This is a genomic window from Pseudoalteromonas sp. NSLLW24 (genome assembly GCF_015864725.1).
GTDB classification, from domain to species: domain Bacteria; phylum Pseudomonadota; class Gammaproteobacteria; order Enterobacterales; family Alteromonadaceae; genus Pseudoalteromonas; species Pseudoalteromonas arctica.
This window is the reverse complement of the sequence record NZ_JADYWQ010000004.1, coordinates 301,188-313,865: the sequence shown is the minus strand read 5'-3', so window position 1 is coordinate 313,865 and position 12,678 is coordinate 301,188. Positions and strand designations below refer to the sequence as shown.

Here is a 12,678-nt window from a genome sequence, read left to right as displayed (position 1 = left end):
AATGCTACCTCGCTTTTGGCTATGCAGAGTTTTGCTGTTGACGACCTTTTTTAAATAGCTCCCTAAAAATTGGGTAAATATCTTCAACGCTTTGAATATGCTGTATGGCGAAATTATTATGGCTGTGTGTTATTGATTCATATTCGCGCCATAGGCTTTGATGAGCACGAGTGGTTATTTCAATATAAGCAAAATAGCGTACTGCGCTTAAGAGCTTATTACGTAAAATTTCACCACACTGCGGGGTGTCGTCCGCCCAGTTATCGCCATCAGAGGCTTGTGCGGCGTATACATTCCACTCGTTTGCGTGGTAACGCTCTTTTATTATTTCGTTCATTAATTTAAGAGCGCTTGAAACAATAGTGCCGCCAGTTTCTTGAGAATAAAAAAACTCTTGCTCGTCTACTTCTTTTGCTTGTGTGTGGTGGCGAATATAAACAACTTCTATGTCTTTATAGCTGCGTGTTAAAAATTGATAGAGCAAAATATAAAACCGTTTTGCCATGTCTTTTGTTGGCTGATCCATTGAGCCTGACACATCCATGATACAAAACATTACCGCTTTGCTGGTGGGGTGAGGGCGCTTTTCGTAATTACGAAAACGTAAATCGTAGTTATCAATAAATGGAACCGACTTAATTTGCACTTTTAATGCTGCAATTTCTTTTTGTAATAAAGCAATTGCTGCTTTATCGTTATGTGGACCAGCAAGCAGCAGAGCAAGTTGTTCTTTGAACTCTTTTAAACGGCGTTTTTTACCTGCACTCATGGCAACACGCCGTGCAAGCGAGCCTTGTAATGAGCGGACAATATCAATATTACTTGGCATACCATCACTACAAAACCCTGCGCGATGGGTTTTCATTTGCACTAACTTATCAAGCTGGTTCTCTTGTAAGTTAGGAAGTTCTAAATCTTCAAACAGTAAATCAAGGTATTCATCTTTTGATATTGAAAATACAAACTCATCTTGCCCTTCGCCCGAATCGCTGGCGTCACCTTCACCGGCACCGCCGTTTTGTCCGCCTGTAGGGCGCTCAATTTTATCACCTGTAGAAAACTGATCGTTACCAGGGTGAATTTGTTCTCTATTCCCGCCTTGCCCTTGATGAAACGTGGGTTCGCTGATATCGCGCTGTGGAATAGAAATACTCTCACCAGAGCTTGAATCTGTAACGCTGCGTTTGTTAATCGCATCTGAAACCGCTTCTTTAATTTGCTTTTTATAGCGCCTAATAAAGCGCTGGCGATTAAGCGTACTTTTGTTTTTACCGTTTAAACGCCTATCTATAAAATGCGCCATATTGACCTCCTATATACTACGACTATGAAGGTTATTGCGATTTTCTAACCCGTAAATACCACTCAGAAAGCAAGCGAACTTGTTTTTGTGTATAGCCTTTTTCGACCATACGGTTCACAAAGTCTTCGTGCTTTTGCTGATCCTCTGCAGACGTTTTAGTATTAAACGAAATAACAGGGAGTAAATCTTCGGTATTAGAGAACATTTTTTTCTCAATAACCGTGCGTAGTTTTTCGTAGCTTGTCCATAGTGGGTTTTTACCGTTGTTATGCGCACGGGCACGCAATACAAAGTTCACTATTTCATTACGAAAATCTTTAGGGTTAGAAATACCTGCTGGCTTTTCTATTTTTTCAAGTTCGGCATTAAGTGCCTCGCGGTCAAATAGTTGTCCCGTATCAGGGTCGCGATATTCTTGGTCTTGTATCCAAAAGTCTGCATAAATAACATAACGGTCAAAAATGTTTTGTCCGTATTCTGAATACGATTCTAAATAGGCAGTTTGCAGTTCTTTACCTATAAACTCTACATATTGCGGAATTAAATAGCCTTTTAAAAAGCTTAAATAACGCTCTTCTATTTCGCTTGAAAATTGTTCGCGCTCTATTTGTTGCTCAAGTACATAAAATAAGTGCACCGGATTTGCAGCAACCTCTGTGGTATCAAAGTTAAACACGCGGGATAAAATTTTAAACGCAAAGCGAGTAGAGAGCCCCGTCATACCTTCATCAACACCTGCGTAATCACGATACTCTTGATACGATTTTGCTTTAGGGTCGGTGTCTTTTAGAGTTTCGCCATCGTATACCCGCATTTTAGAATAAATACTTGAATTTTCTGGCTCTTTTAAACGTGATAGCGTTGTAAATTGCGCCAATGTTTTAAGTGTACCCGGTGCGCATGGCGCGTTGTATAGCTCGCTGTGCTCAAGTAATTTGTCGTAAATTTTAATTTCTTCAGTTACACGTAAGCAGTAAGGTACTTTTACAATATAAACACGGTCTAAAAATGCTTCGTTGTTTTTATTGTTTTTAAAGGTTTGCCACTCAGACTCATTAGAGTGAGCGAGGATCATGCCATTAAAAGGCAGAGCACTAATGCCTTCTGTGCCGTTATAGTTACCTTCTTGGGTTGCGGTAAGTAAAGGATGCAGCACTTTAATAGGCGCTTTAAACATTTCTACAAATTCCATCAGCCCTTGGTTAGCTAAACATAAAGAGCCCGAGTAGGCGTATGCATCAGGATCGTTTTGAGCAAAGTGCTCAAGCTGGCGAATATCGACCTTACCCACTAGCGCCGAAATATCTTGGTTGTTTTCATCTCCAGGTTCGGTTTTGGCAATGCCTATTTGGTTTAAAATTGAGGGGTAGCGCTTAACCACTCTAAACTGGCTAATATCACCATTGAATTCTTTTAAGCGTTTGCCAGCCCAAGGCGACATAATGGTTTTTATGTAGCGCGGTTTAATACCATATTCCTGCTTAAGTACGTCGGCGTCCTCTATTGGGTCAAATAATGCAAGAGGATGGTCGTTTACCGGAGAGCCTTTAATTGAATAAATAGGTACTTGTTGCATTAAATATTTGAGTTTTTCAGCAATGGATGATTTACCCCCACCAACAGGTCCAAGTAAATAAAGCACTTGTTTGCATTCTTCAAGCCCTTGGGCGGCGTGTTTTAAATAAGAGACTATTTGCTCAATGGCGTCTTCCATACCATAAAAATCAGCAAAGGCAGGGTAGCGCGCAACTACTCTATTTGAAAATAATCGACTTAGTCGTGCATTCGTTGCGGTATCTACCATGTTTGGTTCGCCAATTGCCATGAGTAGGCGTTCTGGTGCGCTGGCGTAGGCAGACTTATCGGTTTTACAAATCTCAAGAAATTCAGCGATACTGTATTCTTCTTCCTGTGCCGCTTCGTATCGTGCTTGGTAATGCTCAAAAATCGTCATAATAACCTCCGAAACCCGCTGTAAAAAGGTGCTTACCTTTTAAAGTCTAGTCACGAATGTGTATTTTTGTGCAATAAAATTAAAAATTTAAGTGAAAAAAGATCATGTTACTAAAAGCGCTTTATTAAATGATGAGGCACTTAGGTGTGATAAACAAGAAACAAAAAAAGACGCCTAAGCGTCTTTTTTACATTAGCGTTTAAAGGCTAATTAAGCGAAGTTAGCGTTCGCGAATTCCCAGTTAACAAGCGACCAAAAACCTTTAAGGTAATCTGGACGAACGTTACGGTAATCAATGTAGTAAGCGTGTTCCCATAAATCCACTGTAAGGATTGGAGTAACGCCATCATCAGTTAATGGTGTAGCAGCGTTAGATGTATTAACGATGTCTAGTGAACCATCAGCAAGCTTAACTAACCACGTCCAGCTTGAACCAAAGTTATTTACTGCTTTGTCATTTAATGCAGCTTTAAACGCATCAAAAGAACCCCATTTAGCGTTGATTGCATCAGCAACTGCGCCAGTAGGCTCGCCGCCGCCGTTTGGAGATAAGCTGTTCCAGTAAAAAGTATGGTTCCAGATTTGTGCTGCGTTGTTAAATACGCCGCCTTCTGACGAACATACGATCTCTTCTAGAGATTTGTTTTCAAACTCAGTACCAGGGATTAAACCATTAAGCTTAACCACGTAAGTGTTGTGGTGTTTGCCATGGTGAAACTCTAGTGTTTCTTTTGAAATATGTGGCTCAAGTGCGTCGATTGCATATGGTAGTGACGGTAGTTCAAATGCCATTTTTTTATCTCCATCTTCTTTGGTTGATAGTCCATTTGGTAATACGTAATGCCTGTTGAAACAGAGCAGTTACCTATACCAAGCGGTAATATAGTGTTACTATAATTGTTGAGTATTTTACTCAAGTTTAAGCAAACAGCAATGCTATTGCGAAAGACTATTTCAATTGCGGCTTTATTTGCCCATTTTAAGTTATATATTTGTGGTCACGATGAGTTATTTTCAAGACCTAAATATATTTAGCTATCGTTACTTTGAGGTTGTAGATGGAAACCATTGATAAAATTAAACAGCAAATTTCAGAAAACCCAATAATCCTTTTCATGAAAGGGTCACCAAAATTACCAAATTGTGGTTTTTCTTCACAAGCATCGCAAGCGTTAATGTCATGTGGTGAACCATTTGCATACGTTGATATTTTACTTAATCCAGACATTCGTGCTGAGCTTCCAGCATACGCAAATTGGCCAACATTCCCGCAATTATGGGTAGATGGCGAGTTAGTTGGTGGTTGTGACATTATTATCGAAATGTTTCAACGCGGTGAATTACAGCCGTTAATTACAGAAACTGCTGCTAAATATAAAGAAGCTGACGCAGAGTAATTTATTACTCAACCTGAACTCAGGTTATTAAGCTCTTTAAACACAAAGCCACTTTTTAAGTGGCTTTGTTGTTTTTAATTTTTGTGAATTTACGAATAAGGAAGGCTCACTTGTACGTTTAAGCCGCCCTCTATTTTGTTGTGTAAACTTATATGCCCCTGGTGCGCTTCTGCTATTTCTCTGCATAAGGCTAGCCCTAAACCACTCCCCGTACTTTTTGTAGAATAAAAGGGCACTAAAGCATTTGCCATTACTTGCTCGCTCATTCCTTTGCCGCAGTCGCTCACATTTATAACACAAGCTTGGGGTACAAATTCGACCTGAATATGTATTTCATTGGCGTTGGAGCCTGACTCGTGTGAATTTTTTAATAAGTTTATGAGCAGCTGCTCGAGTTGGGCTTGATCAGCTTGTAATTCATTGTGTGAATTTTTTATTTCGTAGCTAAATTGCCAGTGATTTTTTAAATTATTGAGTGTGTTTTGCCAGTTAATCCGTGTTTTTTGTGGCTGAGGTAATTTAGCAAACTTGCCATAGCCTTGTACAAATTCAGTTAAATGACTAATTCGCTCATCAATAGTTGCAAATACACGGGCAAGGCGGGGCTCATCAACTTTATTTGCGAGCAATTGTGCGCTGTGTAACATGGACGACATAGGGCCGAGTGAATTATTCAATTCGTGGCTGATAATGCGTATTACCTTTTTCCACACGGCAACTTCTTGGCGACTAAGCTCACGGGTTAATTGTTTAAATATATATAAATGATGCTTTTGGTTATTGAGTAAAAACTCCCCGGTGGCTAAATGCCAAGTTTGCGAGTCTTGATTCTCTATTTCTATATTAAAGAGGCCATCAACACCGTGCTCTATAGCTGCTATTAATTGCAGGGGCGAATTTTCGAGCAATTTACTTAGCTGCATACCTTCAAGGCGGGTTGCGCTATTAAATAAACTACGGCTAATTAAATTACTAAATACCACCGTATTATTATCATTGACCAGTAATAACGCTTGCGGCGAGCTTTGCAATACTTTATCAAGCATTAACTCGCGCTGGTAAATCCATTGTTTTTCTTGGCGAAGCTGTTTAGCGGTTTGATTATAAAGTCGGCATAGTTTTCCAAGTTCATCATTACTTTTATACGCTAGTAAGCTGGAGAGCTCACCATCTTTAAAATTAAGCAACCCGGTTTCGAGCGATTGCATGCCAAGCTTTATTGGCTTGGTGAGAGCTCTTGAAAGCAAGGTGCTAAATGCAAGCGTTAGTAATATTAAAAACAGAGTGTAGTACATATCAAAACCACTAAGTGCGGCAATAATAAAAACAGGCAGCGCGCTACAAAGTGCGCAAATTAACACAACCTTTTGGCTTAGGGTAAAGTGGCTAATAATGTTTGGCATTAATAATCAATACCCATTTTTTGTAATCGACGATAAAGAGCTTGTCGGCTTAAACCAAATTCACGGGCCACTTTGGCTATAACACCTTGATGAGCGCGCATTGCGTGTTCTATTTCCTGTTTGGTCGGTTCTGCTTTTGCTTCTTGTTGAGCAGTAACCGATGACGAAAGTGCAAAGTCATCGACTGTAAGCGCACCTGTTGGTTTTAGTACCGCTACGCGTTTACAAGCATTTTCTAGCTCTCGAACGTTACCTGGCCATTTATAATGTTGAAGTGCTTGCTCTGTGTTTATAGTCAGCTCTCGGTGAGGTAAGAAGTGGCTAATGAGTGCTAAAACATCATCTTGCCTTTCGCTAAGGGCAGGCACATTGAGTTCAATTACATTAAGGCGATAATATAAGTCTTCCCTAAATCGACCTTGTTCAATTGCTTGTAGTAAGTTTTCGTTAGTAGCCGATATTACTCGCACATTTACTTTTTGTGTTTGTGTTGAGCCTAAACGTTCAAACTCGCCGGTTTGTACTACGCGTAGTAATTTTATTTGTCCTGAAAGTGGTAAATTACCAATTTCATCTAAAAATAACGTACCGCCATCAGCTGCTTCAAATCGACCAATACGTTGTTTAGTTATCCCCGTGTATGCGCCAGCTTCAGCGCCAAAAAGTTCGGCTTCTATAAGTTCTTGTGGTAGTGCGCCTGCGTTTACCTTAATAAAAGGCTGCGATACAAGCGGGGAGTTTTTTTGAATAATATGCGCAATACACTCTTTACCACTCCCATTAGGGCCTGTAATTAATGCAGATATATCAGATTTAGCCACTTGAAGCGCCATAGTGACCAGTCGTTCCATCGCAGTACTTTTAAATATTAGCCCAGCAAGGTCTGCGCTTTTAAATGTACCTTCACGCTCTTGTTGATGGCGATTATGTGCAGCAACTATTTTTTTAGCACTGCCTAGCTCTATTAAGTTAGCGATACAAACTAGTAGTTTTGCATCATCCCAGGGTTTTGGTAAGTAATCAGCAGCACCTGCTTTTACAAGCTCAATGGCGGTGGCAAGTTCGGTCCAGGCTGTAATAAGTATAATAGGTAGGTGTGGGTTTATTTCTCGTAGTTCATAAAACAACGCTTTACCTTCTTCGCCAGAGGTGGTGTCGCTGGTAAAGTTCATGTCTTGAATTACAAGCTCAATTCGTTGATAGCGAACTATTTGCAAAGCATCAAATGGATTTGTTGCAGTAACAACCGAAAAATCGTGGATCTCGAGCAACAATGAAAGTGCGTCGAGTACTGCTTGGTTATCATCAACAATGAGTATTTTATGAGTCATAGGTTATTTTTATAATTTTTTGATGGCTACACTGCCTTACTAATCAGTGTAGCATAGTGATTTTTACATGATTTAGTAACCTAAACTCTGGATAATAAATCTACCTTAAGCGGATTCTAGGTTAAATTGTGCGAGTTGCGATACTGGGCGAAATATTGGCAGCGCGTTTAGCCGGCGCTAATACTGCAAGTAAACTCATTAAAAATACAGCAATGGCGGTAACGGCTATATAACTTGGCGGTAGTGCGGCTACAGAAAAATACTGCATTAACATTTTCCCAAGTATTATTGCTGTTACTACACCTAAGGCTAAACCTAGGCTACAAATTAATGCATTTTCTACTAAAAAGTAGCTAACAATAGCTGACTTTCTTGCGCCAAGTGCTCTGCGTGTACCAATTTGCTTAGTACGTTTGCTAATATTAAATAAGGTTAAGCCAAAAATACCGAGAGCGGTTATAAGCACTAAAATAGTGATTAATACTATGAGCATGCGCATCATAAGGCGATCTTGAGCGGTATACTCATTTTTTAATTCATCAAGCCCTTTAATGTTGTTAATAACGCGTTTGCTGTAATTTTCGAGCATAGCATTTTCTATTTCTTTCATTACAGCTGCTCGCTGACCAGGCTTAGTACGAACGGCAACTTGTGCATAACTTGCTGCTTTAATATAAGGAATAAACGCAAGATTATCGGGTTTACTGTCTTTGAGCCACGGGCCTTTCATTTTTCCGATCACGCCAATAACTTTAAGTGGTAGGTCACCAAAATAAACTATTTTCCCTAAACCATCTCCATCAGGGTAGAGCTCATCAAGTAAGGCTTTAGTGACTATAGTGACGTTGGTACGCTTTTGTGTAATTTCGTTTGTAACGAGCACTTCATCTTCGGTAAAGTTTCGCCCTGCAATTAAGTTAACGCCGTAGGTATTAATTGCGTGGTCATCTATAAAAATATAAGCGGTCCTGACACTTAGGCCTTCTTGTGGAGCAGGTTTTAAATTAAAGCTCGAAGCGCTGCCACCCCCTGATAGCGGAATACTACTGCTTAATGCGGCATCAACTACGCCTGGCATTTTTCTAAGCATGCTTTCATCAAGCTCAAACTGCTGGCTTAAGTTAATATCAGTACCAAAGGTCATTACATTAAACTTAAATATATCTTGCTCAGGGTAGCCCGTTTCTTGGTTTAAATAACTAATTCTATCTTGAATGATAAATGCAGCATTACTGACTATTGCCGTTGTGATTGCAATTTGAATTAGCAGTAATACAGCCCCCACCTTTGAGCGGCATAAGGCGTTAAATATAGGTTTTATTTCTAACATTGTGACATTCCTTATTGGCTCTTAAGATAAATAGCAGGATTGGTTTTACATACTAACCAAGCTGGGTACAAACCAGCTAAAATGCAGGTTGTAATTGCAATCAATGGGGCGCTCAATAGCATGGTTAAATCCATTGTCGCTAAGTTTTCATAGTAGTCGTAGCTTTGCCCTACGCCCATTAAGCCAAGTTGTGCTAGTACAATTCCTAGCATGCCACCTATAAAGCCAAGCATGGCGACCTCAACTAAGTGCTGTAAAAATATTTGCCTTTTACTAGCACCTAATGCGCGTCTTACACCTACTTCTGGCGCTCTGCGTAAAAACTTAGCTAAAAGTAAACCTAAAATATTGGCTAAGCAGACACCTAAAAACATAAAGCTCAGGCCCACTAAAATTTTATTGTCTTCGGTGACGACGTTGTTGTATTGCATCCATTGGTTTACATCGCGAAGTTTATACTCAAGTTCTTTACGATTAAATCGACCACGTTTTTGTTGTTCTTGCATATAGGCTAATAAGTAATTTTGATAGGCTTGTTTTTGTTCAAGCGTATTTAGCTCTGCCCAAAACTGGATCCATACTTGTTCAGATTGCAGTTTATCTGCAAAGGTTGGTGTGTTTTCGTGTTTCCATCCATTGCTATTGCCCCAACTTACTAGCTCTTTTGTCTTTATTAAGCTAAAGGGCATAAATAACTCTTCTACTTGATTAAATGCACCGTTATTTAAATCATAATATTTAATATTGAGAGGCCAATGGTTAATAACACCAACTACTTGATAGCTTGCATCATCTAAGTAAATCAGTTCTCCGACAGAGTTTTTTCCTGCAAATAGTTTATCGTTTATCTCTTGGGTAATAACAACCACAGGTGCGGCTGAGTTTTCTTGCTCTTTGCTCCAAGCCCCTCCGTATAAAAATGACAAATTAAACATGCTAAAAAAGTCAGGCGTTGTCATGCGAGCATTACCTATAAAAGGTTTTATTTTGTCGGAGTCTAGATAAACTGAAAAGCCGGTACGCATCATAGCCACTTTTTTCTCTGACGTGGGTGCGTTTAATAAGTTCTCAGCATCTTGATAGGTCAGTTGCAGTGGCATGTTATCTTCTGTCCACCACGTACTACCATCGTCCATTGTTTGTAATTGCACACTGTAAAGTTGGCTGCTTTTTTCTGGGATAGGATCGGCCGACATCATGTGATAAACACTAAGGCTGGTCATTGTTATGCCTATACCTATCGCAATGGCAAGTACCATTAAAAAGCTAACCAGTGGGGTGCGCTTGAAGCTGCGCCAACTTAAATCTAAATAATGAATAAACATTAGTTAAACCCCCGATGCTGTTTTTATAGTTTGCGCGCCTTGATAAAGTGTAAAGTCGGCAAGTTGCCCATCAACTACTTGAATATTACGCGGAGCACGGCGGGCTAATTCGCTATCATGCGTTACCATTACAATAGTGGCACCGTCGCGATTTATTTGCTCAAGTAACTCCATAACTTGGCGAGCCATTAAGCTGTCAAGGTTACCTGTTGGCTCATCGGCAAGTAAAAAACGAGGTTCACCGGCAAGCGCACGGGCTATTGCCACACGTTGTTGCTGGCCACCAGAGAGTTGTTGAGGTAAGTGTTTAGCGCGAGATGCTAAACCAACTTGTTCAAGGCATTGTTCAATTCGACGTTTTCGCTCATTTGCTTTAATCCCTCTGTAGCGAAGAGGAACTTCTATGTTTTCATATAAATTTAAATCGGGGATCAAATTAAAGCCTTGGAATATAAAGCCAATTTTTTGATTACGTAAATCAGCACGTTGGTTATCGTTTAGGCTGCCAACATTAACGCCATCTAACAGGTACTCACCTTCGTTAAAAGGCTCGAGCATACCTGCAATATTTAAAAAGGTTGTTTTTCCTGAGCCGCTAGGACCGGTAACAGCAATAAATTCGCCTTCGTTTACTTGCAGGTTAAAGTCTCGAAGCGCATGGGTCTGTACCATTTCTGTTTGGTATACTTTACTTACATTGTTCATTTGTAACATGGTTGTTCCTAATTATTTTTAGCGTTGGTTGAGAGCGTCTGTTTAATTTAATAAAATCGTGTTGGCTTGCTTAAAGTCGCTGTAGCTTGAAATAATAATTTCATCGTTTTCTTTAACACCGCTTAAAAGCTCAACCGCATTAATGCTGGTGGCGCCTATTGTAATAGGAATGCGCTTTGCAATATTGCCTTCTACCTTGTAAGCAAAAATTCCGCCTTGCTGCATAAAAGCGCCGCGTTTTACCTGCATTACACCTTCTCGGTTGTCGAGTAAAATACGTGCAGTTAAGCGTTGGTTTTGACGGATGTTGTTAGTAACAGCTTTAAATCGGACGCGTGCTGTTACTTCACGATTATTAACTTCTGGTGATATGGCGGATAAATTCCCCATCACTGTTTCATTGCCTAACTTAAGCTCTACTTCCATACCGAGCCCTAATTCGTTTGCGTAACTTTCAGGAACTTGGAGTTCGGCTTCAAAATTACTTAAGTCGACGAGAGTCATAAGAGGTTGGCTTTGCGTCACAGCGGCTTTTTGTTGCACTAATAGGTTACCCACGATCCCTGTAACGGTAGCCTTAATAGATAGGTTGCTTACTTTTCGGATTAAGTCATCAACAATAAGTTGTTGGCGGGTCACATCACTTTTAGCAGCTTGTAGTTCAAAAGCGAGCGTGTCTTTGGCAAGCAATACCTCTTGCTGCGCATGCTTATAGGAGAGCTTAGCTCGGGATAAATCATCAACTGCTTTTTCTAGATCAATTTGGCTAATTAAGTGCTTTTGTATTGATAACTGTGCGCGACGATTTTCGCGCTCAGCGGCGTTAAGCTCGACTTGTGCCATATCGAGTGTTTTATTTAAGGTGAGTGTTTGGCGTCTTGCTTGCAAATGTTGCCTTTGCTGTTCGCCTTCAAGTCTTTTAAGTACAGACTCCTGTTGCTTTAATTCATTAGTTAACTCAGGGCTTTGCAGCAGGGCAAGTGTGTTGCCTTGCTTTACTGTATCGCCGGCCTTTACTTTTAAATCTATAAATCCACGTTCTGGACTGTAGATTTTAGGAGCATTAGCAGCAACAATTTTACCACTGGCGGCAATGTCTCGAATGAGCGCTTTAACATGTACTTTTGCAATCTGTACTTTTGAGCGGCTAATAGAGCTTTTAGCGCTATGGCTCGTTAAAAAAATATAAGCAATTGCAGAGACCACAATGAAAACAATCGCAGTGATTATCGCGTATTTTTTATAGCTTATAGGTGCCTTTACTTGTACGTCTTGTGCGCTGGTATCTTTAATCATTTAATTTCCCCTAAATTGCTTTTATGTATTTTTCGCACAGCAGTAATAAAGCTGCTGTGCAAATAGCGGCAATAGGAGAGAGTAAAAATAAGCTTAGAGTAAACATAGTAATTCCAATTAGCGATTATATATAAAGCTATACGATTAATATGCCAACTATTATGGCCTTGATATTTAAGTGATTTTATTTTTTTGTTATTGAAATTTATGTCCGCGGACAGTTTATGTGTCCGCATCGGACATAGTTTTAAATAAAAATTCACTATTAACGTACAAAAAATGACATGAACTTTCATAACTATACTAATGAGCAGCAATAATCGGGGATGTTAAGCCATTAAAGTAATGAAATAGCATAAAACTATCTAAATGTTAACTGAATAACCCCTTGGTTGATGAATACTTATTCACTTTCGGTTGACTTTACGTTTACGTAAGCTGACGCGCTGGAGGCTCGTGTTTTTTACAATATGTTAAATTTGACACCAGTGTCATGAAAAAATAGTGGTTAAAATAACGCTAAATGTTAAAAATAATGATAAAAAGAAATCTTGCTATGAAGTGAGAAATATTCAAGAATGTGAATATGTATTCAAAGTGCTATTGACTCTATTTACGATAGAGG

At 39.6% G+C, this 12,678-nt stretch carries 10 protein-coding genes; 1 reads left to right on the top strand and 9 read right to left on the bottom strand.

Annotation, left to right across the window (positions count from 1 at the left end):
* Positions 1 to 19: 19 nt before the first annotated feature.
* The 3 genes from I6E72_RS06170 to I6E72_RS06160 all read right to left on the bottom strand — a co-directional run bounded on the left by I6E72_RS06170 (position 20) and on the right by I6E72_RS06160 (position 4,049).
* Complete coding sequence (locus I6E72_RS06170; protein ID WP_197111484.1) at positions 20 to 1,303, bottom strand: YeaH/YhbH family protein; 1,284 nt, start codon at positions 1,301 to 1,303, stop codon at positions 20 to 22.
* 31 nt (positions 1,304 to 1,334) lie between these two features.
* Positions 1,335 to 3,257, bottom strand: coding sequence for a PrkA family serine protein kinase (locus tag I6E72_RS06165; protein ID WP_197111482.1), 1,923 nt, complete (start codon positions 3,255 to 3,257; stop codon positions 1,335 to 1,337).
* Positions 3,258 to 3,467: 210 nt separating this feature from the next.
* Positions 3,468 to 4,049, bottom strand: coding sequence for a superoxide dismutase (locus I6E72_RS06160; RefSeq protein ID WP_024611616.1), 582 nt, complete (start codon positions 4,047 to 4,049; stop codon positions 3,468 to 3,470).
* A 266-nt stretch (positions 4,050 to 4,315) separates the two neighbouring features.
* Between I6E72_RS06160 and I6E72_RS06155 the strand changes: the two genes are divergently transcribed.
* The gene (locus I6E72_RS06155; protein WP_004335359.1) at positions 4,316 to 4,654 is read left to right on the top strand and encodes a Grx4 family monothiol glutaredoxin; all 339 of its coding nucleotides are present in this window, start codon (positions 4,316 to 4,318) and stop codon (positions 4,652 to 4,654) included.
* Positions 4,655 to 4,743: 89 nt separating this feature from the next.
* Here I6E72_RS06155 and I6E72_RS06150 read toward each other — a convergent pair whose 3' ends face one another.
* The 6 genes from I6E72_RS06150 to I6E72_RS06125 form a co-directional block, all read right to left on the bottom strand.
* Positions 4,744 to 6,057: a sensor histidine kinase gene (locus I6E72_RS06150; protein ID WP_007584583.1), complete on the bottom strand. Its 1,314-nt coding sequence runs from the start codon at positions 6,055 to 6,057 to the stop codon at positions 4,744 to 4,746.
* Entirely contained in the window at positions 6,057 to 7,388 is a 1,332-nt protein-coding gene (locus I6E72_RS06145; RefSeq protein WP_197111480.1) for a sigma-54-dependent transcriptional regulator, read from the bottom strand. Before I6E72_RS06145 ends, I6E72_RS06150 begins: the two co-directional genes overlap by 1 nt.
* A 121-nt stretch (positions 7,389 to 7,509) precedes the next feature.
* The gene (locus I6E72_RS06140) at positions 7,510 to 8,718 is read right to left on the bottom strand and encodes an ABC transporter permease (protein ID WP_197111479.1); all 1,209 of its coding nucleotides are present in this window, start codon (positions 8,716 to 8,718) and stop codon (positions 7,510 to 7,512) included.
* An 11-nt stretch (positions 8,719 to 8,729) separates the two neighbouring features.
* Positions 8,730 to 10,043 carry an ABC transporter permease gene (locus I6E72_RS06135; protein ID WP_197111478.1) on the bottom strand — a complete coding sequence of 438 codons (1,314 nt, stop codon included), beginning with the start codon at positions 10,041 to 10,043 and terminating at the stop codon, positions 8,730 to 8,732.
* A 3-nt stretch (positions 10,044 to 10,046) separates the two neighbouring features.
* Positions 10,047 to 10,757, bottom strand: a complete 711-nt coding sequence (locus tag I6E72_RS06130) for an ABC transporter ATP-binding protein (RefSeq protein WP_004335374.1) — start codon at positions 10,755 to 10,757, stop codon at positions 10,047 to 10,049.
* A 42-nt stretch (positions 10,758 to 10,799) separates the two neighbouring features.
* Entirely contained in the window at positions 10,800 to 12,053 is a 1,254-nt protein-coding gene (locus tag I6E72_RS06125; protein WP_197111477.1) for an efflux RND transporter periplasmic adaptor subunit, read from the bottom strand.
* Positions 12,054 to 12,678: the final 625 nt, after the last annotated feature.